General features: G+C 36.4%; 24 protein-coding genes. 16 read left to right on the forward strand and 8 right to left on the reverse strand.

What is annotated here, in order from left to right; translation table 11 throughout:
* The first annotated feature begins 2 nt into the window (after positions 1–2).
* From J7E66_RS05445 to J7E66_RS05460, 4 genes are all read left to right on the forward strand, one after another.
* The gene (locus J7E66_RS05445; RefSeq protein WP_214998389.1) at positions 3–1,166 is read left to right on the forward strand and encodes a homogentisate 1,2-dioxygenase; all 1,164 of its coding nucleotides are present in this window, start codon (positions 3–5) and stop codon (positions 1,164–1,166) included.
* Positions 1,167–1,278: 112 nt separating this feature from the next.
* Entirely contained in the window at positions 1,279–1,893 is a 615-nt protein-coding gene (locus J7E66_RS05450; RefSeq protein ID WP_214998390.1) for an NUDIX hydrolase, read from the forward strand.
* Positions 1,894–1,983: 90 nt separating this feature from the next.
* A complete protein-coding gene (locus J7E66_RS05455) occupies positions 1,984–2,526 on the forward strand; it encodes an NADPH-dependent FMN reductase (protein ID WP_214998391.1) in 543 nt (180 codons plus the stop codon).
* A gap of 162 nt (positions 2,527–2,688) precedes the next feature.
* A complete protein-coding gene (locus tag J7E66_RS05460) occupies positions 2,689–4,050 on the forward strand; it encodes an aspartate kinase (RefSeq protein ID WP_214998392.1) in 1,362 nt (453 codons plus the stop codon).
* 23 nt (positions 4,051–4,073) lie between these two features.
* On the opposite strand, the gene J7E66_RS05465 is transcribed toward J7E66_RS05460, so the two are convergent.
* Entirely contained in the window at positions 4,074–4,658 is a 585-nt protein-coding gene (locus J7E66_RS05465) for a DUF2238 domain-containing protein (RefSeq protein ID WP_214998393.1), read from the reverse strand.
* 13 nt (positions 4,659–4,671) lie between these two features.
* The gene (locus J7E66_RS05470) at positions 4,672–5,238 is read right to left on the reverse strand and encodes a DUF2238 domain-containing protein (RefSeq protein ID WP_214998394.1); all 567 of its coding nucleotides are present in this window, start codon (positions 5,236–5,238) and stop codon (positions 4,672–4,674) included.
* Positions 5,239–5,429: 191 nt separating this feature from the next.
* On the opposite strand from J7E66_RS05470, the gene J7E66_RS05475 reads away from it, so the two are divergent.
* On the forward strand, positions 5,430–6,047 hold the full coding sequence (locus J7E66_RS05475) for a GntR family transcriptional regulator (RefSeq protein ID WP_214998395.1): 618 nt from the start codon (positions 5,430–5,432) through the stop codon (positions 6,045–6,047).
* Positions 6,048–6,104: 57 nt separating this feature from the next.
* Here the strand turns inward: J7E66_RS05475 and J7E66_RS05480 are convergent, their stop codons facing one another.
* Together J7E66_RS05480 and J7E66_RS05485 are read right to left on the reverse strand one after the other, a co-directional pair.
* Complete coding sequence (locus J7E66_RS05480; protein ID WP_214998396.1) at positions 6,105–7,661, reverse strand: ABC transporter permease/substrate-binding protein; 1,557 nt, start codon at positions 7,659–7,661, stop codon at positions 6,105–6,107.
* Positions 7,661–8,785: an ABC transporter ATP-binding protein gene (locus J7E66_RS05485; RefSeq protein ID WP_214998397.1), complete on the reverse strand. Its 1,125-nt coding sequence runs from the start codon at positions 8,783–8,785 to the stop codon at positions 7,661–7,663. The genes J7E66_RS05480 and J7E66_RS05485 overlap by 1 nt, the downstream gene beginning before the upstream one ends.
* A 168-nt stretch (positions 8,786–8,953) precedes the next feature.
* On the opposite strand from J7E66_RS05485, the gene J7E66_RS05490 reads away from it, so the two are divergent.
* The 6 genes from J7E66_RS05490 (at position 8,954) to J7E66_RS05515 (ending at position 14,251) form a co-directional block, all read left to right on the forward strand.
* A complete protein-coding gene (locus tag J7E66_RS05490; RefSeq protein ID WP_214998398.1) occupies positions 8,954–9,625 on the forward strand; it encodes a response regulator transcription factor in 672 nt (223 codons plus the stop codon).
* A 3-nt stretch (positions 9,626–9,628) separates the two neighbouring features.
* Positions 9,629–11,014: a HAMP domain-containing sensor histidine kinase gene (locus J7E66_RS05495; RefSeq protein ID WP_308162472.1), complete on the forward strand. Its 1,386-nt coding sequence runs from the start codon at positions 9,629–9,631 to the stop codon at positions 11,012–11,014.
* 72 nt (positions 11,015–11,086) lie between these two features.
* The gene (locus tag J7E66_RS05500) at positions 11,087–12,172 is read left to right on the forward strand and encodes an ABC transporter permease (protein ID WP_214998399.1); all 1,086 of its coding nucleotides are present in this window, start codon (positions 11,087–11,089) and stop codon (positions 12,170–12,172) included.
* A gap of 2 nt (positions 12,173–12,174) precedes the next feature.
* Entirely contained in the window at positions 12,175–12,867 is a 693-nt protein-coding gene (locus J7E66_RS05505; protein ID WP_214998400.1) for an ABC transporter ATP-binding protein, read from the forward strand.
* A 134-nt stretch (positions 12,868–13,001) separates the two neighbouring features.
* Positions 13,002–13,685 (forward strand): M50 family metallopeptidase, encoded by a 684-nt coding sequence (locus tag J7E66_RS05510; RefSeq protein WP_214998401.1) that lies wholly within the window; start codon positions 13,002–13,004, stop codon positions 13,683–13,685.
* An 80-nt stretch (positions 13,686–13,765) separates the two neighbouring features.
* Complete coding sequence (locus J7E66_RS05515; protein WP_214998402.1) at positions 13,766–14,251, forward strand: nitroreductase family protein; 486 nt, start codon at positions 13,766–13,768, stop codon at positions 14,249–14,251.
* Between the two features lie 49 nt (positions 14,252–14,300).
* Here the strand turns inward: J7E66_RS05515 and J7E66_RS05520 are convergent, their stop codons facing one another.
* A complete protein-coding gene (locus J7E66_RS05520; RefSeq protein ID WP_214998403.1) occupies positions 14,301–15,272 on the reverse strand; it encodes an NAD(P)H-dependent flavin oxidoreductase in 972 nt (323 codons plus the stop codon).
* 209 nt (positions 15,273–15,481) lie between these two features.
* On the opposite strand from J7E66_RS05520, the gene J7E66_RS05525 reads away from it, so the two are divergent.
* Entirely contained in the window at positions 15,482–16,726 is a 1,245-nt protein-coding gene (locus J7E66_RS05525) for a DHH family phosphoesterase (RefSeq protein WP_214998404.1), read from the forward strand.
* Positions 16,727–17,021: 295 nt separating this feature from the next.
* Positions 17,022–18,008 (forward strand): acyltransferase family protein, encoded by a 987-nt coding sequence (locus tag J7E66_RS05530; protein WP_214998405.1) that lies wholly within the window; start codon positions 17,022–17,024, stop codon positions 18,006–18,008.
* Between the two features lie 88 nt (positions 18,009–18,096).
* On the opposite strand, the gene J7E66_RS05535 is transcribed toward J7E66_RS05530, so the two are convergent.
* The gene (locus tag J7E66_RS05535) at positions 18,097–18,618 is read right to left on the reverse strand and encodes a MerR family transcriptional regulator (RefSeq protein WP_214998406.1); all 522 of its coding nucleotides are present in this window, start codon (positions 18,616–18,618) and stop codon (positions 18,097–18,099) included.
* Positions 18,619–18,721: 103 nt separating this feature from the next.
* Entirely contained in the window at positions 18,722–19,924 is a 1,203-nt protein-coding gene (locus J7E66_RS05540; RefSeq protein WP_214998407.1) for a MerR family transcriptional regulator, read from the reverse strand.
* Positions 19,925–20,158: 234 nt separating this feature from the next.
* Between J7E66_RS05540 and J7E66_RS05545 the strand changes: the two genes are divergently transcribed.
* Entirely contained in the window at positions 20,159–20,995 is an 837-nt protein-coding gene (locus J7E66_RS05545) for a DMT family transporter (RefSeq protein ID WP_214998408.1), read from the forward strand.
* Positions 20,996–21,076: 81 nt separating this feature from the next.
* Here J7E66_RS05545 and J7E66_RS05550 read toward each other — a convergent pair whose 3' ends face one another.
* Positions 21,077–21,865: a Cof-type HAD-IIB family hydrolase gene (locus J7E66_RS05550; RefSeq protein ID WP_214998409.1), complete on the reverse strand. Its 789-nt coding sequence runs from the start codon at positions 21,863–21,865 to the stop codon at positions 21,077–21,079.
* Positions 21,866–22,116: 251 nt separating this feature from the next.
* On the opposite strand from J7E66_RS05550, the gene J7E66_RS05555 reads away from it, so the two are divergent.
* Both J7E66_RS05555 and J7E66_RS05560 read left to right on the forward strand, forming a co-directional pair.
* A complete protein-coding gene (locus tag J7E66_RS05555) occupies positions 22,117–22,851 on the forward strand; it encodes a polysaccharide deacetylase family protein (protein ID WP_214998410.1) in 735 nt (244 codons plus the stop codon).
* Between the two features lie 265 nt (positions 22,852–23,116).
* Positions 23,117–23,464, forward strand: coding sequence for a hypothetical protein (locus tag J7E66_RS05560; protein ID WP_088088565.1), 348 nt, complete (start codon positions 23,117–23,119; stop codon positions 23,462–23,464).
* Positions 23,465–23,495: the final 31 nt, after the last annotated feature.

The following is a 23,495-nucleotide window of genomic DNA, read 5'->3' on the forward strand; positions in this document are numbered from 1 at the left end:
AGATGTATTACCGTCAAATGGGTAAGATTCCGCACAAACGGCATACGATGTTTAAAAAGAAAGATGGGAGTCTTTATAGGGAGCAAGTTATGGGCACTCGTGGTTTCTCAGGAACACAATCGATTTTATATCATCAATATATGCCGACAGAAGTGGTGAAGGCAGAAGTGGTAGGAAATTACTTGCCCGTATATGAAGACCAACAGGAGCTCAAACATCGTCATTTTTTTACAAGTAAAGTACCAACCAAAGGAGATGCCCTGAAATCGCGGGAATATATCTTGGGAAATCAGGATTTATTAATTGGAACAGCCAATGTGACAATGCCGATGCCAAGTTTTTATCGGAATGGTGATGGCGATGAAATGCTTTTTATCCACTACGGCTCAGGAAAATTAGAAACGATGTTCGGGACTCTGTCATATCGGCCAGGCGATTATGTGATTATTCCGATTGGTACCATATACCGTGTCATACCGAATATAAATGAGGAGACAAAAATGCTTTTTGTTGAATCCTTCAGCCAAATAACAACTCCTAGACGGTACCGAAATGAATATGGTCAACTTTTAGAGCATAGCCCATTTTGTGAAAGAGACCTTCGTGGACCGGAAGAATTGACGACATTTGATGAAAAGGGTGAATTTGAGGTTTTAACGAAATCAAGAGGGAAGTTATCCTCACATATCATTGGACATCATCCACTTGATGTAGTTGGCTGGGATGGGTATTTATATCCATGGGCCTTTAACATCGAGGATTTTGAACCAATCACAGGAAGAGTTCATCAGCCGCCTCCCGTCCATCAAACCTTTGAAGGTAATAATTTTGTCGTTTGCTCATTCGTCCCGAGGCTGTATGATTATCATCCAGAATCGATTCCTGCTCCCTATTATCATAGTAACGTTAACAGTGACGAACTCCTTTATTATGTGGAAGGAAATTTTATGAGTCGTAAAGGAGTACAGGAGGGCTCTATCACGCTTCATCCAGGCGGGATCCCACATGGACCTCATCCTGGGAAAACGGAAGCGAGTATTGGAAAAAAGGAAACTCTTGAACTGGCCGTTATGATCGACACCTTTCATCCACTAAAAATCGTAAAAACCGCACAAAAAATTGAAGATGCTAACTATATGTATTCTTGGTATGAAAAGAAGGATTAATGATTTTTCCAGAACAATCCAACGTATTTCTAGTTGGATTGTTTTTTCAATCTAAGGTAAAAAGTGGTATGGTAGTAATAAGAAAAAACTGTAAATGAATAGAGGTGAAATCATGGAACTGGAATCAATAGTAACTAAATTAAAAAGTCATACACCTAAAATTCTTGGAAGTGAGAAATTTTCAAAATATGCTGTCATGGTACCACTCATAGAAAAAGAGGATGGGATTCACGTGTTGTTAGAGGTTCGTTCCCTAGAACTAAGGAGGCAGCCTGGAGAAATATGTTTTCCAGGGGGGAGAATTGACGCACAGGATATCGATGAAAAAGATGCAGCTATCCGAGAAACGGTTGAGGAATTAGGAATTAACAAAGAGCAAATTGCAGACATTAACCCACTAGATTATATGATTTCACCATTTGGAATGATTATCTATCCTTTTGTTGGATACATTAAACATCCGAATAGGATCGTTCCAAATCCATCAGAAGTCGGGGAGATTTTTACTGTACCACTATCTTTTTTTATAAATAATGAGCCAGAGATATATCATATTGAATTTAGGCCAGAACCTGAAGAGAATTTTCCCTTTGACCTAATTGTCGGCGGAGAGAATTATAATTGGCGGACTCGAGGGGTCGAGGAATATTTCTACCGGTATCAAGGAAAAGTAATTTGGGGATTAACCGCTAAGATTCTTTCCCATTTTATTGAACTTATTCGTTAGTATCTATAAGAGCATATCCTTGGTTATTTTATGAAACAATGATTATAGTTATATTGGAGCTTGAAATTCAAGGATAAGGAGTTTATTTTTATGAAAATCGTAGCAATCGTTGGCAGTAATAGAAAGGAATCTATTAATAAAAAGCTGGTAGAATTACTGAAGGAACGTTATCTCGAAAAAGTTGAAATTGAGATATTACCGATCGAAGGCCTTCCAATGTACAACCAGGATGATGAGTTAACACCAGCAGAAGTTGTGATTCAAATCAAAAAAATAGTGGCAGCAAGTGATGGTGTACTAATTGCCACTCCAGAATATAATCATGCAATTCCTGCATTTTTGAAAAATGCACTTGATTGGTTTTCACGAGTGGATAAAGTAATGATGAAAAAACCAGTAATGATTGTTGGCGCCACACCAGGTGTTCTTGGAACTGTAAGAGCACAGGTTAATCTTAGACAAATATTAGCTGCTATGGGAGCATTAACGCTTCCTGGAAATGAAGTATTTATCAATGCTGTCCATGAAAAAGTGGATGAAGCCGGGAAATTAACACATGAACCTACACTTGGATTCCTAGATACTGTGATGAATAACTTTATCGATTGGGTAGAAAAAACAAAACATTTGTAAACGAACATCTAAAACAGTGGATTTCAAGCCGAAATTCACTGTTTTTTATCTTTTTGTCCACATGTAGAGGACAAATGTCTTTCTCTAAAAGAAAAAACTTGATTATTTTCTGAATATCGTTAAAATTAAAATTATATTTTTAGATATTAGGGAGATGTAGGGATGAAGGTCGTAAAGTTTGGTGGGTCCTCGTTAGCATCCGGAAAACAAATTGAGAAGGTATTTAAGATAGTTGTTTCAGATTCCGAGCGGAAGGTAGTTGTAGTATCTGCGCCAGGAAAAAGGTTTTCGGAAGATAACAAGGTAACTGATTTATTAATTGAATGTGGAGAGTTATGTTTGCAAAATAAAAATCCAAGGGAAAAGTTTGATGCAGTCATCGATAGATATTCCACTATCGCCGAAGAATTATCCCTACCTTTAGAAATTATTAACGAAATTCATGACGATTTAACAAAGAGGTTGAGTAGCGACAAAACAAAACCGGATCGTTTTCTGGATTTATTAAAAGCGAGCGGTGAGGATAATCACGCCAAGTTGGTAGCAGCTTATTTCCAGGAGCAGGGGGTTGAGGCCTATTATGTTGACCCTAAAGAAGCCGGTCTCCTCGTCAGTGATGAGCCTGGCAATGCTCAAGCACTACCAGAAGCCTATAGTCAGTTATATTCGCTGCACGAGCGTTCTGGGATTTTAATTTTCCCTGGATTCTTTGGATATAGCAAACAAGGAGAGGTTTTTACCTTTTCGCGAAGTGGATCCGATATTACTGGATCAATCCTTGCAAATGCTCTGAAATCCGACTTATATGAGAACTTTACGGATGTAGATGCTGTTTATTCCGTGAACCCTTCTATTGTAAAGGAGCCGAAGGAAATAAAGGAATTAACCTACCGGGAAATGCGCGAGCTTTCATATGCAGGATTTACTGTGTTACATGATGAAGCACTGGTTCCAGCATTCAGAGCGGGAATACCTGTTCAAATCAAAAATACCAACAATCCAAGTGCACCAGGAACGAGGATTGTTTATGAGCGCGACAATACGAATGGGCCTGTTATTGGAATTGCAAGTGATCAAGGTTTTTGTAGTATTTATGTAAGCAAATACTTAATGAATAGAGAGATAGGTTTTGGCCGCAAGCTTTTAAGTATCTTAGAGGACTTCGGACTATCCTATGAACATACGCCTTCTGGAATTGATGATGTTTCTGTTATCCTCCGTGAAAATCAAATGGATGCAGAAACGGAAAAGGCGATTAAGGAACGGATTGAAACTGAACTACATGCCGATCAAGTAAAATTTGAACACAGCCTAGCTCTCATTATGGTTGTCGGTGAGGGCATGCGCCACAATGTAGGAACAATGGCAAGAGCCTCCAAAGCATTGGCGAAAGCTCGTATTAATATCGAGATGATTAACCAAGGTTCATCTGAGGTCAGCATGATGTTTGGGGTTAAAGTAGTAGATGAAAAAAGAGCGGTTCATGCTCTTTATGAGGAATTTTTTGTGGCAGTAACGGTTTAATTTTAAGTGTAGAAAAAGGTACGTCAAAAACGACGTACCTTTTTTAACTTAATCCTTGTTCGAATCCCAGCCCACATTGCAATAACCAGTCCGCCAATTGTATCAGCAATTAAATCAGTCATCGTATCTTTATTTCCGCCGCCTTGTAAGGTCATATCAAAAATTTGGTCAGAGCTAAATTCATAAATTTCCCATAATACTCCACCGAGTGCTGCGAAGGATAACGTAAATAAAAACACAAACCATGGCGATATTTTATCCCCCGCATTTCTATGGATCAATCGTTCATATAAAGCAATTCCAGAAAAAGCGAGAATGGCTCCACTGACCACATGCATAAAGGTGTCCCACCAACCGAGTCCATACCAGCCTAATATGGAACCGAGATATTGTGAACCGACTAAGAAAATTAAATAAGAAATGACAATGGGCAAATTGAATTGGAGCTTAGTAAATAAGGCCAATAATAACGGGACTGCTCCACAAACAATTCCTCCAATGGCAACTGTTCCTTTAAAGGTTACATCGTTTGAAAAGTAGTAGACGGCTAATGCTGCCATAAAAATGACATAGATTAAACTGAAAATGATGACAAGCTTTCGATTCATAAATTTCCTCCTCTCATACTTTAGGCTTTCGCACAAAGGCGTAAAAGGAGACTAGGAGTCCCCCCGCAAATCCACAGAGTAAGTCATACATTGTATCTTTATTTCCTCCTCTTTGCATGGTGTGAGTAAACGTTTGATCCCCCACAAACTCATAGATCTCCCAAAGTGCACTTGCTAGGACTGAGAGTGAAAGAACAAAAAGAAATAAAATCCATCTTGAAGCATCATTCCGCACATCTTTCGGAATGAATAATTTAAATAAAGTTATACCAACAAAAGCTACATATATACCCTTTAAAATATGAATGGTAGAGTCCCACCATTTATAATGAAGGTAAAAACTAGCGATCGATCCTAAAAATAATGTACAGAAAATAAACATATAATAACCTATTATAATTGGGAGGTTAAATGGATTCTTTTTCTTAAATATTAGTAGGAGTGGCAATCCACTCACAAGAATGCCGCCAAGTGCTACTTGCCATCTCGAGGAATCCCCTTTAATAAGGTAATAAACAAATAAGGCAGACATTAATAGAATAAAAACAACACTTAAAAGGATAATTACTTTCCGTTTCAAATACTTCACCCCATTAAACAAGATTCCTTACAATTATGTCCAATAAATACAAATGAAATCATGAAAGTTAAACTGAGTGGAAATGAAATATTTGTTCTCGCATATACACATGGAAAAGAGTATATTTGATAAGTAGCAATTACTATAATTATGTACAGACTCATGTAAAGATATAGATGGCGGAGGAAGCTATGCAAAAGGCACAAATACCAACTTACGAGCGAATTGCGATAGATTTAGCAAATAGGATCTACGATGGGAAATTTAAGGTAGGGGAAAAGATTCATGGCAGATCGACGTTAGCAAGTGAGTACAAGGTTTCTCCTGAAACTGTTAGAAGAGCGATTAAGATTCTAGAGGATGTTGAGATTGTCCAATCCACTAAAGGTAGTGGAATCGTCATATCTTCTCGGGAAAATGCCTATAAATATATTCAACGGTTTTCCAACATAGCAAGTATTAAAGATCTTGAAAAGCAAATGAACTCACTGATTTCTGAAAGAGACAAGCTCGATGAGCAGCTGTTTGACACGCTTAGAAAAATCATGGACTACTCTGGAAAGCTTCGTCACACGAACCCATTGGCGCCAATCGAGGTAGAAGTTATTCCAGGCTGTATTCATATAGGACAAACTATTTCGGAATTGAAGTTTTGGCAAAATACCGGGGGAACCGTGATCGGCATGAAACGGAAAGGTGAATTAATTATCTCACCGGGACCTTATGCGGTAATTCTTGAGGGGGATGTCCTGCTTATCATAGGTGCTGAAGAAACTCATGACCGGGTGCTTCACTTTATGGAAGAGTAAAAACGATATGGAATATGCGAAAAAGCCGGTTTCGAAGACCGGCTTTTCCTTTTGTAATTATTCTAATAATCCTTCTGATTCCAAAAATTCTTTTGCGACTTTGGCAGGTGACTGTTTGAGACTGTCGACCTTATAGTTAAGTTCGCGCATTTTTTCATCCGTCAACTTACCAGATAAAGAATTAATAACTTTTCTTAATTCTGGATGTTCCTTTAATGTTTCTTCTTTTAACATTGGTACGGCATAGTAAGGAGGGAAGAAGTTTTTATCATCCTCTAATACCTTCAATTTAAACTCTTCAAGTAACCCGTCCGTCGAAAAGGCATCGATCACATCACTTTTATTGTTGTTTAATGCAGTATAGCGTAACCCGCCATCAATGGCTTTTACGTCTTTAAATTTCAAATTATACTTTTTGGAAAGTCCGATTAATCCGTCCTCGCGATTTGGAAATTCGATCGTCGGACCCATGGTTAATTCCGAGCTTACCTTTGCTAAATCAGAGATCGTCTTTAAACCATATTCTTTTGCGGTGTCTTGACGAATTGCTAAGGCATAGGTGTTATTAAATCCAAGCGGTTTTAACAATTCAAAACCATATTTTTGCTTGAATTCCTTCTGGACAATATCGTAGACGATGTCCGGATCACTCTGTGGCTTCTTCTTTAAGATATTAATTAATCCTGTCCCCGTATATTCAACATACATATCAATGTCCCCATTTTTAAGGGCACTGAAGGCAACCTGACTACCACCAAGATTTAGTTTTCTTTCTACTTGAATATCAGTCTTATTTTCTATTAAATCAGCGAGCATATTACCTAATATCATTTGTTCGCTGAAATTTTTTGAACCTATTACAATTTTATCCTTTGCGTTTACCTTTGAATAAGCAGTAAAAGTCCCGGCAATGATTAACAAAATACAAGCCAAACTAATCATTATTTTTTTAGTGGTTTTACCAGTCTTTTTTGCTGATCTTTGCTTGCTTGTATAAGAAAGTGAGGATTCGAGTTTTCCGACAATAAAATCAATGAGAAGAGCAAGAATACAGGCGGGAATAGCTCCGGCCAAAATCATATAATTGTCAACTGTTTGCACACCAGAAAATACGAGATACCCAAGTCCGCCTGCACCGATGAAGGCTGCAATGGTCATTAATCCAACAGCGGTAACCGCTGAAATTCTGATACCCGCCATAATCATCGGGAAGGCTAGTGGTAACTGAACCTTTCTCATCGTTTGACTCTTGGTCAGACCGATACCTCTGGCGGCTTCCAGAATGTCCCCATCAATATTCGTTAAACCTGTGTATGTGTTTTTAACAATGGGAAGCAGTGAATATAGAACGACCATGATTATCGCTGGGGTACTGCCGATTCCAACGAATGGGATGAGAAATCCAAGTAATGCCAAACTCGGTACAGCTTGGATCACATTCGTAGTTCCAATAATAGGTTTTGCGAGCTTTGGTTGTCTTGAAATTAATATACCAAGCGGGATCCCAATTATAATTGCTACTAAAACAGAAATCACACTTAAGTAAAGATGCTGGCCAAGTAAACTTAAAACCTGCTCATAGTTTGTGGTTAAATAGTTCCAAAATCCACTCATTAAAAGGCCACCTCCAAATCAATTAGTTGGCTGCTTAATGCAGATAGAATACTGCTTCTCGTAATGAGACCAATTAATTGGTTATGACCATTCACAACAGGTACATAACCGATTTTATGTTCATTCATTGTAGCTAACACAGAAATTAAATTGGCATCCTGTGAAACGGAAAGAACATTTTGTTCCATAATCATTTCAATCGACGTCGTTCGATTTAACAACTGGATGCTTTTTAATGTCACTAAACCCTTAAGGACATTATGTTTGTCAGTAACTATTAGGCTGTCTACCTTATGGTCCTTCATAATCTCAATGGCCTGAAGTACGGTCCGCCTTGAGGTGATTTTTACCGGATTAGGTATCATAATATCCTCAGCCATTAATAATTCAGGATTATTCCAAACTCTTCTTTTTCCAATAAATTCTTCAACAAAGTCATTAGCAGGATTTTTAAGAATGTTTTCAGGCGTATCATATTGGAGAATATCACCGTCTTTTAGAATGCAAATCTTATCTGCTATTTTAATAGCTTCGTCCATATCGTGGGTGACGAAAATAATCGTCTTGTTTAATTCCTTTTGCATTTGGAAGAGTTCATCTTGAAGGGAGCTTCTTGTGACTGGATCTAAGGCGCTAAATGGTTCATCCATTAAAATGATATCGGAGTTGGTTGAGAAGGCTCTTGCTACGCCAATTCTTTGCTGTTGTCCCCCGCTCAATTCCTTCGGAAAACGATGTAAGAACTCCTTAGGATCTAAGCCGACCAACTCTAGCAATTCACCTGTTTTTTTGGTAATCGAAGCGGGATCTTCACCCTTTAGCTTTGGAATCAATTCTAAATTTTCTTTAATGGACATATGTGGAAATAAACCAGTATTTTGAATGACATAGCCAATGTTTCTGCGGAGCTCAATCGGATTTATGGTTGAGATATCCGTCCCATTCACATAAATTTTTCCAGAAGTTGGCTGAATCAATTTATTAATCATTTTCAGTAAAGTGGTTTTCCCACAGCCACTCGGTCCAATAAAAACAACTAACTGTCCAGCCTCAATATCTAATGAAAAAGGATTAATAATTGTTTTTGTCCGATACTTCTTAACAATGTTTTTAAATTCTATCAATTCCATTCCCCCCAATAATTAAGTTGTCTTGCGTCAATGCAACAACTTAACGGTAACATAAAAGTTGTTGGTTTGTCTAATTACCTAATCGGTTATTCTTTCCAAATCAATATCATTTAAGTAGAATAAAGTGAAGAAAATATGTTTAAAAAGTGAGTAGGTGATAGTTTGAAGACGATTTTAATTGTTGATGATGATGTGTTCATCCGCAATCTTGTTAAAGATTTGCTAATGAGAGAAGGATTTAAAGTAATTGCAGCAGAAAATGGAGTGACAGCACTTGAGGTATTAAATAATCAGTTTTGTGATTTAGCGATAGTGGATATTATGATGCCTGTCATGGACGGCTATCATTTAACCACTGAAATTCGGAAACAGTATGATATTCCAATCATCTTACTAACAGCCAAAAGTCAAATTGAAGACAAAGAAAAGGGATTTGAGTCAGGAACTGATGATTATTTAATTAAACCGTTTGAACCAAAAGAGTTGATTTTCAGGGTGAATGCATTATTAAGAAGATATGGAAAAACGGGTGAAGCCAATATTAAGATTGGGTCCTTGTACATAAACAAAAAAAGCTATGAGGTAAAAATCAATAACAAGACCTTCATGCTTCCATTAAAGGAATTTGAACTTTTAACCTTTCTATCTACACATCCAAACCAAGTATTTAGCCGTGGTCACCTTATTGGGAAAATTTGGGGTCTCGATTTTGAAGGTGATGAAAGAACGGTTGACGTCCATATAAAACGATTGCGCGAAAGATTTTCGAATTTCACCGAGGAATTTGCCATCAAAACGATTAGAGGGGTAGGTTATTCCCTGGAGGTTCAATAAATAATGATTATGAAATCTTTGTATAGTAAATTCGCCTTCATTACGATTATGATCATGGTCGTCAGCGGGATTATTTCATTTTTTCTCTCCAATGCTTATTACCAAATCAAATTGAAACAGCAAAATGACGAGAAAATCATGAATTTTGCTAATGAAATAGCAGACTTTGCAAGTAAGCACCCTTTGATTAGTTTACAGGATTATCTTGACCATATCGGGGCGATCGGTTACAAAATTCTTTTGGTAAATAACGAAGGGGATAAGGAGTATTTTGGCTCTTCCTTTCGTGAAAAGAATTTACCTGAAGGTATTCCTGAAAAAGTATTACATGGCGAGGTATACCACGGGATTCGTTCTTTTCCACATAAAACCTTTGTAACCGGCTTTTTTGCAAATGAATTAAAGAATACAGTCGGTATTGCTTTTGTGTATAAAAGTAAAAAATATGCCATGTTTATCAGGCCAGATATTAAACTTATGTTTAACGAGATGCATATTCTTTTCGGATGGCTGCTAATCATATCTATTTTATTAAGCATTCTATTTGTTCTAATTAGTACCAAATATTTAGTCAATCCGATTAGAAAGCTTAATAAGGCAACAAGAGAAATTGCAGAAGGCAATTTTTCAATTAAACTGGATATTGACCGAAGCGATGAGTTAGGAAATTTAGCGATTAGTTTTACTAAGATGTCCCAGAAATTAGCAAAAGTAGATACGTTACGAAAAGAACTAATGACTAATATTTCTCATGATATCCAATCACCACTAGCCAATATAAAAGGCTATCTCGCTTTATTGGAGAATAGTGAAAAAAGTGATCAAGAGAAACAACAATATCTTCGTATTGTTCAATCCGAAGTAAACCGACTTTCCAGTTTGACCAAACAATTGCTGCTTTTATCCACGATTGAAAGTAAAAAAGATTTAATGGAAGTTAGTCAGGTTAATATCGCAGGACAACTTAAAGCTGTTATTCATCAATATGAATGGAGTATTCTAGAAAAAGACATTATGTTAAGTTATTCTCTTCCGGATGCCATGGTTAAAGGGGATCGAGCTTTATTATATTCTGTTTGGGAAAATCTGTTGACAAATGCGATTAAGTATAATCGTGAAAACGGTACAATTGATATAAAATTGTCTGAATCGGAGTTAGAAGTTGTAATAGTTATTAAAGATTCTGGCGTCGGCTTAAATCATCAGGAGATTGATAGGATATTTGACCGTTTTTACCGCGCGGATGCCTCTAGAGCACGTTCAGTTGAAGGGGCGGGGTTAGGTTTGTCCATCGTCAAGTCCATCGTTGATATGCATCAAGGGAAAATAGATTTAAATAGTGAAAAAGGGAAAGGAACTACTTTTACCGTCATCCTCCCTAAATTGTAAAATGAAGTTCATCATCCGTTCATATTCAAGCAGTATTCTGTTTATGAAATGAAAGGGAAGGTGAATTTTTTTATGTACTTTGTACCGATTAAGGAAATGACATTTTTTAAAGTGAGATATTTATTAATCAGCTTTATATTATTTTTTGTTGCGATTCTTGTCTTCGTCATCAGTGGGCTTGCGAATGGCTTGTCAATGAATAACGCTTCTTCGATCATTAATATGCCAGCAGACTCCTTTTATCTGCAAAAAAGTGCTGAGGGACGAATTGACCGGTCCCATTTAGCAATAGATATAGAGAAATTGACAGCAACAAGTGACCTACAGCCAATTGGTGTTCAAATGGGAGCCATTTCTAAAGTTAACTCCGAGGATAAACTAGATATTACATTTATGGCAATAAAACCAGGCAGCTTTTTAGAGCCGGATGGAAGGGACGGAAAGAGTTTAGAAACGAGCGGGGAAAATTCTGTCTTACTAGACCACTCGCTATCTGGAACAATTAAGATAGGAACGACCGTAAAAGATGCACGGAGCGGCATCATCTTAAAAGTTGCAGGATTTCTTGAAGATCAAACCTTTAGCCATACACCAGTTGCGCTTATTTCCCTTGATACATGGAAGGAAATCTCTGGCGGCTTAGATAAAACTGAATTTAACGGTATTGCAATAAATAAAGCTAATTCAAGTTTGAAAGAGGATGTTTCTAGGATAGCTAAAAATGGGGAATGGGTTGAAAAGGAAAAGGTGGTTAAAGGTATTCCTGGGTATACAGCTGAACAAAATTCGCTGTACATGATGCTCTCGTTTTTAATTGTAATAGCAGTTTTTGTTTTAGCCGCATTCTTTTATATAATGACCATTCAAAAAACGGCCCAATTTGGCATCCTAAAAGCCATTGGTGCAAAATCAAGTCAATTGGTCAAATCGACAATCTTTCAGGTCATAATATTAACCATTGGTAGTATCGCAGGTGCAGTTGCCTTTACAAAGGGGTTTATGACGCTTCTTCCGGATGATATCCCGTTTATTTTTGATTTGGTACAAATAGCTAAATTCTCAGGAATATTATTCCTAGTATCGATTTTCGGTTCGTTATTATCTGTTTTTAATATAGTGAAGGCAGATCCAATACAAGCAATGGGGAGGTTAGAATAACCATGGTAATCGAACCCTTAGTTCTAGAACATGTGGAAAAATCATTTAAAGATGGCGATAAGGAAAATCACATCGTCAGAAACTTATCATTTCGTTTGAAAATGGGCGAGGTCGTTGCCGTTATTGGACCTTCCGGATCTGGGAAGTCAACGTTTTTATCAATTGCCGGTGCCTTACAGTCTCCTGATAATGGAAAGGTAATCGTAAATGGGACCAATATTGCCTCCTTCAGTGACACAGAAAAAGCAAATATAAGGTTGAATCATCTAGGCTATATTTTTCAAACTTCAAATTTAGTGCCTTATTTGAAGGTGGAAGACCAGTTAAGCCTTGTGTTAAAAATGGCCAATCAATGGACAAAAAAAAGCAAAAGGAAAATAAATGAGATATTAATGGCAGTCGGCATGGAGCATCGTACCAAGTTTTATCCACACCAATTGTCAGGCGGGGAAAAACAAAGGGTGGCAATTGCCAGAGCATTTATTAATGATCCTGAAATCATTTTAGCGGATGAACCAACAGCGAGTTTGGATTCCAGTCGAAGCATGGCTATTATTGAACTAATTTCAAAAATCGTATGGGAACAAAATAAATCAGCCATTATTGTCACTCATGATGAACAGATTCTCCCGTTATGTGATCGGATTTATCGAATGAAGGATGGACAACTAGTTGAAGTTGAAAAAAGAGGTTAATTGAAGCAGCTAGCAATCTAAGTGATTGCTAGTTTTTTAAATGGAGCCATCCAGAGTTGAAATTTGTAATAGTGATAACGAAACGTGATAAAATGAAGTTAGCAAATAATTTAAAAAAAAGGAGAATTTATATTTTGATCTTTGTTCGAGACAAATTCAGTGCGAAGTTTTTCTTTTTCCTCGTGTTTGCTTTTCTTTTAATACATGTGCCATTGCTAGGAAACTATGTCAAAGTCATTAATACCCTTATACATGAATCAGGTCATGCTTTGATTGCTCTTTTTGGGGGTAATGTAGAAAGAATATCTTTATTTATGAATTCCGAAGGGGCTACATATAGTAATCAGTCTTCTTGGTTGGGAAGCTTCCTTACCAGCCTTGGTGGGTATACCTTTTCCTCCTTTATGGCATTTGTCTCATTTTTACTAATTGGAAAGAAAAAGCAGATTGTGTTGATTGATATATTGCTAGGTTTTATCGGTTTAAATCTTATTTTTTGGGTAAGGAATCCTTACGGGTTGTTTTGGCTATGCTCATTTGCCGTTGCATTTCTTTTATTACTCATAAAAGGGAGTCAAAACTTTAGAGATAACCTATTGCTTTTAATTGCATCAATTTTATTGGTTGATTCAGTACAAAGTGCTTATGAAATATTATTCATTAGTATATTTCAGCCCCAATCAGCAGGGGATGCAGCAAATCTTGCACGGATCACAGGTTTTATTCCAGCTCCTATTTGGGGGATTTTCTTCTTTGTCCAATCACTATGGTTTTGCTATTATGGCTTAAAACGGGGATATTATAAACTGGCGAATTAAAACTTTTACGTACAAAATATAGGGAGAGACATAAGATATTACGATGGGTTTCGAAATGAATATAAAAGGGGAGTCATTGATTGAAAATTATTGATTTAATTAAAACTCGGCGCAACATAAAAAAATTCAAACCTGATGAAATTGACAAAAATCTACTTCACTCATGGCTAGAGGCTGCTGCAATGGCACCAAATCACCGCATGACAGAACCATGGGAAATTTATTTTATTGGAGCAGAGACAAGAGAAAAGTTAAATCATAAAACAAATTTTGGAAACGCACCGATAGTAATGATGATTTTATCCAAGCACGGGGCGACATCCATAGAAACAGTGGAAAATGCGCTGGCAACTGCATGCTTTATCCAAAATTTTAATTTAGCGGCATGGGCAGAAGGAGTTGGGACCTTTTGGTCATCGATTGGCATTACGCCCAAAAACAGGGGGATTCTTGGTGTACCGGATGGCTATGATATTATTGGCGTTCTGGGAGTAGGCTATCCTGCTGTAATCCCAGAGCCAAAGCCACGTACACCGATTGAGAACAAATTCAGAAATTTACCATAACAGGAACAGGAAAGAGCCTTCCGTATGACGGTTGGCTCTTTTAAATATGCTAGATAGCCTGATTGTATTCTAATGTAAGATTATCAATGATTGTTTGAACGGGAAGAATATCTTTGATTTCTCCAACTCTAGCCCCTGCAAAAACAAGGCCATTTTCCGCATCGCCATTCATGGATACCAAAAGAGAATCCATGGTGCAAAAGCGGTAAGAACAATTCTTTAAACAATCAATGCATTTAGCGATTTTTAGCTTATCTGTTCCACTAATTAATTTTGCAAAATTATTATTAATGGCTCTTCCCTGAAGACCAACGGTTGTTTTTACCAAAACCAAATCTTCTTTACCTGAATCAACATATTTTTGTTTAAAAGCTAATGGGGCATCACATTCCTCGCTGGCTACAAAGCGTGTTCCCATTTGTACACCAGAGGCACCCATTGAAAGAGCTTTTGCAATATCGCCGCCAGTCATGATTCCTCCTGCCGCAATAACGGGGATGGAAACCGCTTCAACGATTTCTGGGAGGATATCAAACATTGGGCGGTCTGTTCCAAGATGTCCTCCTGCTTCAAAGCCTTCAACGACAACTGCTGATGCTCCCAGTCGTTCGGAAATCCTGGCTAATTTAGCAGATGAGACTATAGAGATAACAGGAATTCCTGCTTCTCTTCCCCATGCGTACATATCTCGTGAGATTCCAGCGCCAGAGATAATAAAGTCAACTTTTTCTTCTAGAGCTGCTTTCATTTTTTCAGCAAAGTCATTCACCGCGAATAGAACATTTACACCAATGTATCCTGCATCTTTGATCAGACTTTTAGCTTTTCTTATATGTGTTCTCATTTCGTCAGTTGAAATCCCTGTTCCAGATATAATCCCAATCCCGCCTGCATTTGCGACAGCTGAAGCCAATTTGCTTAGAGAAATACCGACACCCATTCCGCCTTGCATGATTGGAACTTGAGGTCTCATATGGCCTATTTTAAGTTGTGAAAAGTTCAAATTATAACCCCGTTTCATTATTTGTATTAGAAACTTCCCATGCATCATACCATGTCATTTTTAATATGTCTGTGATTACTATCACCAGGTCATAGTGGTAGGTGGTATTATTTTCTATATGATAAAATAAAGATTAATGTTAAATCATAACTAGGTTAACCTGCATAAAAAATTTGCTGAAACCAAACGATACGTTATGAAGCAAAAAATGGATGGTGGTAGATAGGATGATTATTTTTACGGATATTGATCTTGATGGTCTTGGTTGTGGACTTATTGCGAAACTGGCATTTGCAGACAAGGCCAATATATTTTACTGTTCTTATCGAAATTTAAATCAAAGAGTGGAAGCAGTTATTAAAAACCCTGAGAATAATAATGTGGAAATCTACATTACTGATTTAGCTGTAAATGAGCAGGTCGAGAAAAAACTCGAGGAGCGGTTCCAAAAGGGAAAACCAGTTCAAATGATCGATCATCATGTGACTGCTTTGCATTTTAATCAATACAAATGGGGGAGTGTAATTCCTGAGTATGAGACGGGAAAAAAGACTTGTGCAACTTCTTTATTTTATGATTACGTAATTGAACACAAAATGATGGAACGAAATAAAGCACTTGAAGAATTTATCGAATTAGTACGTCAATATGACACATGGGAGTGGGATGAAAATAATAATTTAACAGCCAAACGATTAAATGATTTGTTCTATATTATGAGTCGTGAACTGTTTGAGGAGGAAATGTTAAAGAGGTTGACTGAAAATAATGAATCATTTGCATTGACCGATACGGAACATATGCTACTTGATATCGAGGAACAAAAAATTCATCGTTACATCCATTCGAAAAGTAGACAACTGCTTCAAACTTTTATTGATGATTACTGTGTTGGAATTGTTCATGCCGAACAATATTTATCAGAGCTAGGTAATGAATTAAATAATTTATATCCGCATTTGGATATGATTGTCCTTCTAAATATGGGTGGAAAGAAGATGGGATTTCGAACCATTCATGATGAAATAAATGTAGCCGAATATGCAAAAAGGTACGGAGGAGGAGGGCATCCGAAAGCCTCTGGATCAGAAATGACAAGGGAAGCGTTTGAAAAGTTTGTAATAAATGTTTTTGAAACGATTCCACTTAAACCAGATGCAGATGGGAATGAATTTAATGTTAAGGATTCACAGGTTGGAACATCTTATCAGAACCCGTTAGGAGAAAGTTCATATATCATTCCATGTGGAGATGGCTCTTTTTCTATAATACATAATAAGAAGAAATTGGAGCAGTCTTTCTCTGAATTTGCGGATGCAGAACGGTATTTAAAAAGAAATTATTCTTCTTGGCTTCGAAGCGACCATGAATATCTTTATCACGTTTCAAAAGCGCTTCGGATCTCACAAGATGAATTAAGAGGGAATTATCAGGAAATCATCAGGAACCATCTTGTAGATATTACTTTATGAATTAGTAAAAGCCATTCCTTATCGAAAAAAGGAGTGGCCTTTTTTTGTTTTTTTAACATTTAATTTTAAGGGTTTATTAAGAGTGAAGTGGTAATATAATCGTAGGTATATGAGATTATTATTTCAAAATCGTAATAACCATGCAACAGAAAGTTAATTTATATACATATTCCTGTAATGTTCTTTTGTTATGATTGGTTAACGACTATGAGAATTGGTCGTGGGAATTAAATGGTGAGGGTTTGAAAAAATATTAATATACCTTTTTGATTGAATTAACCTATGGGGTGATATGATGGCTTCAGCTTCAAAAAGGAGTAAATATTTTGATAATGCAAAATTCATTTTGATTTTTCTCGTCGTTTTTGGGCATCTCATAAGTCCATTAAAGGAACATGATGGGATCCTTTTCACTTTATATACAGTTATTTTTCTATTCCATATGCCCGCTTTTATCCTAATCTCTGGATACTTTGCGAAAGGTTATAAAAAGAAAGGCTACTTTATAAAGTCTATCAAGAAGATATTACTTCCTTATTTTATTTTTCAGATGATCTATTCCATTTATTATTATTTAAATGGGCAGGAAAAAAATATAGAATTTGATTTTTTACATCCTCATTGGTCGCTTTGGTTTTTGATGAGTTTGTTTTTTTGGAATTTACTGCTACATCTCTTTGCAAGGTTAAGATGGAGGGGCTTTTTTATTGCCATTGTCTTGGGAATCGCGATTGGTTTTGTTGATCACGCGGGTAGTTTTTTAAGCCTATCAAGAACATTTGTATTTTTCCCCTATTTCCTCTTGGGGTTTTTACTAAATGGTGATCAGTTAAAGAAAGTAATTCGGGCCAGATATTCACTTCCAGTTGGAATAATAATCATTATCGGGACTTATATTTTCTTTGGGTTCAGTTTCCCTCAAGATGCGGTGCCATGGCTTCTGGGCGATACATCATATGCAAATATGGGGGAAAAAGAGTTGGCCGATGGGCTGTTGCGAGGACTTCAATATGGGCTGACATTAATAGTTGTATTTGGGTTTTTAGCATTAATACCTTCCAATCAATTTAAAGTAACGAAAATTGGTGAAAGAACTTTATATGTCTATTTGCTTCATGGATTTATTATTAAATCGCTCCAAGAGATTCTACCAAATAAAAGTATCATCTCCGTTTCAGGGAATTATCTTTTACTTTTCGTTCTTTCCTTTATGATCTGTATCGTTCTAGGAAGTTATTTAATTAAAAAATATACTCAACCGCTTGTCGAATTTAAAGTTTAAATGAATACAGTGAGTAGTAATGAAAGCCGAACTAGTATGGACCAGTTCGGCTATTTTTTGTGTATTTAAATTAGAAAATTGTAACGAACTAAAACCCAAATAATGAGCTGACAATATTTTTCTTTTTTCTTTTTACTTTACTGTGATCAAATACAAGTGGTTCTTCCATTTGCGAGGTCATTTTTAGTTGGTTCATTTGTTTTTGAAGTTGTTCTACCTGTTGCGATAAATCTTTTACAAGATTTTGCAAATCCTCTAGTTCACGGCGATGCTGAAGGAGTTGATAGGTAGCAACCGAATCTGCTTTTGAATTTAGATTACTTTCCAATTCACTGACTTTTGAATATAACTTTTCTAGTGCTTGATTGTCATTTACCGCTTTAACAGCACCTTTTCGAGGATTTTTTTTCTCTTTTAATGGGACTATTTCTTGGATTAGTGTTCCGTTTTGGAGCTGTTCGTGTATTTTTTTTAATAGTTCTATATCCTCGCTGCTAAAATGGTAATGACCACGCTCATTTCTTTCCATTGGAAGTTCAAGCTGTTTTACCCAGCGCTGAATAGTACTTGTAGATACTCCTAATAATTTTGCTACTTCACTTGTATTCATTTCGAATCCCTCCATTGATAAAGTAAACCCCAATCTACGAGTGACGAAATTATTGTTTTTTGTCTTTAAAAGGGAGTCGTTCTAATCGAAGAAAACTTTCGTATTAAGTCCAGAATTTCCACCATTTCTTTTCTTTTGTTGCTGCCACATGTCTATAACTGTTAAGCATTTGTTGAAAGGCTAATTCTCTTTGCGAAATTTCATGTCGGTACTGATTACGCTCTTCAAGGAAAAATTCACGTTCTTTTGACATTGCCTCAGTTAGACTTGAGATTTCGTTATTGGTAACATCCACATAGTGGGATAGTTCTTCGGAAGTTTCTGACAACTGCTTGGAAAGTGTATAAATTTCTTGCGAAGTCTCTACAGAGGCGTTAACAATGTTGTTGGATAGGTACTGTAATGAGTCAGCTGATAGTTCAGAGGCTTTTTCAAGAGTCTCTGATAACTCCTGAATCTCAGCTCTTGTGTTAGCAGATGATTTATATATCGAGTCAGATAATGATTTAACTGTGGTATAAGTTCCATTCCTTATTTCCTTTTTTACTTCATCTAGTACTTCTCTTCGAACAACCGTCCGGATTTCATCTTTTACGTCGCTTAAGAAATTTTGCTTGTACGTATCCATTGCCTCGAAAAACTGATGTGCATCTATAGCGTCTTGGATGGTTATCGGTTTGGCTGTGTCCGAAATGACCTCTAATGAGACCATAGATGGTTCTTTCATATCCAGATTTTCAATGGCCTTGAGTGATACAGCGAGTGATTCTGAGACATCCTGATTTTCAGTGACCTCTTGGGAAACTGCGAAAGATTCTGAGACATTCTGATTTTCAATGACCTTTTGGGAAACTGCGAAAGATTCTGAGACATTCTGATTTTCAATGACCTTTTGGGGAACTGCGAATGATTCTGAGACATTCTGATTCTCAATGACCTTTTGGGAAACTGCGAAAGATTCTGAGACATTCTGATTTTCAATGACCTTTTGGGAAACTGCGAAAGATTCTGAGAAATTCTGATTACCAATGAACGCTTGTGAAACTTCGGGGAATTGGGGATCATCCTCACTTTCAGGGTGAAGTTTTTTTTGCATCCATTTCCTGATTGTTTCCTTACTTAACTTTTTTTCATATAGTTGTTTAATTTCTATTAGCTGTTCAATCTCCCTTTCTGTACATATTCTGGCCCCTTGTTTTGAACGTGGAATTTCTAGTAAATCAACTAAATCTTTTTCCCATTGACGTATGGTGCCTGGTGTTGTATTTATTTTTTTGGCTACTTCTTTTAAGGTATAGGACTTCATATAAAAATCATTCCTTTCTATTTAGCTCGGAAATAATTCATCGTTGTGTTAGTAATTCACCATTCGGTAGCACATTTTCCTGCTAGATGACAAAAGCTATCAAAACAAGACGGAAAGCATGAAATAACAACAATATTTTGCAAATTGAGCATCTATTACGAAAAAACGATTGAGCAGACTAGAAAAGAGGTTTATTATATGGAGTGGAAATGATGTAGAAAGAAGGAACCCAACATGTGGATTGCAGCGGCCTTTATTACTATGGTTTGTTTTGGGACTAATAATACTATTTTCAAGTGGAGCTCGGAGAAGAAAGTGTCGAAAGTACATATTCAGTTCTTCTTCTATTTTGTAGCATTCCTATTAACTTTGGGATTTGCTTTTGTAAACGGGACAGTCCATTTGAATCTTATCACCATTTTACTAGGAGCTTTTATTGGAATATTAAATGCAAACGGAAATATCCAAATGTCAAAGGCCTTTGAAAAGGGCCCTGCTAGTTTGACATCGCCATTAGTAGGAACAAATACAATAGTTCCAATCGTATGTGCTGGCGTTCTTTTTCATGAACATATCACAGTGATTCAGTGGGTAGGAATCATAATTATGCTTGGCTCAGCCATGGCCATCCAGTATTCATCTGGTAATAATAGAGGAATAAATTATTTCCCTTGGATGATTCGCGTTGGGCTTGCGATATTTTCTTTTGGTTTACTAGGGGTTTTAATGAAAACTACATCCTATTTGCAAATAAATTCATTAGATATCCTCATTGCCATGTATGGCGGGGGGAGTGTCTATTTAGCTATTTGCAGTATCTTGAAAAAAGAAAAGTGGCAGAGGTCAGAAGCCAATGTGGGATCCATTGTTGGACTAATTAGCATTTTAGGATATAGCAGTTATTTCTATGCCCTTAATTCAGGAACGGCAAGTATCGTGTTTCCAATTGTAAGTTTAAATTGTCTAGTAGTGGTTCTAGCTGGGTTTTTACTTTTTAAAGAAAAATTAAAAAGATATCAAGTGATCGGTGTATGTACTGCTCTACTTGGGATAATTTTCACAAAGATCTAAAGCGCAAAAAAGTGCAGATTGTTTCAAGTTAAATTGAAATTCTCTGCACTTTTTATATGGCATCATGATTTATTACCTATCTCAATTCATCAACCCAAGCTTTTTCAACCCATTATAAATTCCAGAATCAGTAACCTTGGTAGTTTTATGCTTTGCGTATTTAAAAAGGTCTGGATGGCCGTTCCCCATGACAAAGCTTTCGCCCGCGTTTTGAAGCATTTCCTTATCATTCATTCCATCTCCAAATGCAATCGAACTTTCCTTAATGATGCCTAGCCGCTTCAAAACTACGTGAACTCCATAGCCTTTGTTCACTTTGTCCCTGATTACATCATAGCAATGATGCATTCCCTCGACATTGACTTGGGATAAATGGATTCCCTCTTCTTTATTGTAAAGGATAGGGTCATCTTTTTTTAGATTGATTAGTGTCATCCCTAAGATCGAACTATTAACTGAAGGAGAATAAGGTTCATTTTTATGTAAGTGGAATTTGTGCATAAACTCCGTTGTGATCTCAGAATCTACATTGGTAAAAACGTTCTTATTATTCGTATACAGGACCACTTCATGCTGGTTATCCTTAGCAATCTCTAAGAAATTCATAACTGTAGAGCTCTTCATAGGCTCCTGGAATATATCTTCACCTTTATAAATGGCATATGCACCGTTATAACCAATGAATGAGTGAATATTTAACTCTTTTGCGAGTTCATCTAATTCATGTAGTGGCCTTCCTGTAGCTAAGAAAACTTCCAAGCCCTGAGCCTGAACCTTTGAAATGGCCTTTTTTGTTGAATCTTCAATCGTACCATCTGGTCTCAGTAATGTACCATCGATATCTAAAAATAAAACTTTATAATTGGTCATGAATCGCTCCTTTTGAAGAATGTTGTTTTTAGTTTACCACTTTTTGTTAAAGGGAGTCACATTAAATAGAATCGTTCAATCAATTAATAGCGACAGTAATTCCTTGAGGGGATATTAGTTTCATGGCGTTTTTGTAATTCGATTGGATTTTCAACAAACGGAAAATGCTGCGTCCGCAGTTTTTTAATGAAATGGTATTTTGGAGGAATAATAGGTGGTGATAAATATAAAACGAAAAAGTGAGGAATTTTATGAAAAAGATTTTATTACTATTCTTATCTCTTCTCATTTTAGGACTTCCCAAAAGCGTCTATGCTAAGCAAAAGATTCCTATATTAATTTATCATTCCATCGCTCAATTTAACGGTATTGGATTCAAGGAGTTATATGTAACTCCAGAAAATTTTGAGAAACAAATGGCATATTTAAGAGAACATGGTTATACCTTATTAACTTTCGAGCGTTGGAAGGATATTAAAACTGTTCAAAAGCCAATCTTTCTCACCTTTGATGATGGTTACAAAAATAATCTTAATGCCTATTCGATTTTTCAAAAACTCACAACAAAAAGTTTTCATCCAGCCGGTACCTTTTTTGTGATTTCTGATTTCGTAGGAAGGGCAAACCGCTTATCTAAAGCAGATCTTAAATTGTTAGCGAATTCAGGATTAATATCTATTCAGTCACATACAGCTACACATCCAGATTTAACCAAAGAGGAAAACTTAAAATATGAACTAAAAGATTCTAAAGAAAAAATTCAGCAAATAACTGGGAAACCCGTTATTGCACTAGCTTATCCCTATGGTAATACAAATGAACATGTGGTGGCGGAAGCGAAAAAGTATTATCGGTATGGACTGACTACAGCGCCAGGCCCATTTTCAATGACAGGCTTTAAGAACGAGCTTTACTATTTACCTCGAACGTATATAAAATATTCAACTACACTCGATGATTTCGAAAAAGCAGTGAAGATAGACTAAATTTAAAAACTATTACTTTTAAGAGGCAAACGTTTGCACAGTTTTTTATTGATTTTATACGAGTTCTTATCCCAATAAATCTGCCACGTATTAATAACCTAGAAAGTATTACCAGTGTGGATCCAATTACTCAGGTGATTAAGGAGAAAGACTCAAAAAAATAGCTATTGAAAAGACAATGTAAACTAGCCGAAACCTCTATGTAATCAAACCACGTTATAATAGTGTAAACATAATTCGAGACTGTATTAGGGCGGGTGTTTATATGGAAGAGACAATGGTAAAATCCTACTTGCAAAAATCACTAGATGAGTGGAAAGATGATATTTCACTTGTCTTAACTGAAATTGCAAATGAATATGATGAAGTGGCACAGGAATTAAAGGTTTATTCTTACAAATATGGGATTACCAAGCAAGTAATTCAATCGACAGTAAATGAGGAAATTATTGATAAAATTCGTGACATGTACCATAAACCATTTGAAGAAAGCTATAACCAACTGAAAGAATACATAAAAGACCTAGAGGAGAAAAGGCGAGTTTTTCAAATGTTTATTCAAAAAATTGAAGAAGTAACAAGGAAAGAATCTGCGAAAATTACTACATATTAGTAAGTAATTTCATCCCCCTATAACTCAAAAG

Source organism: Bacillus sp. ISL-7 (assembly GCF_018613065.1).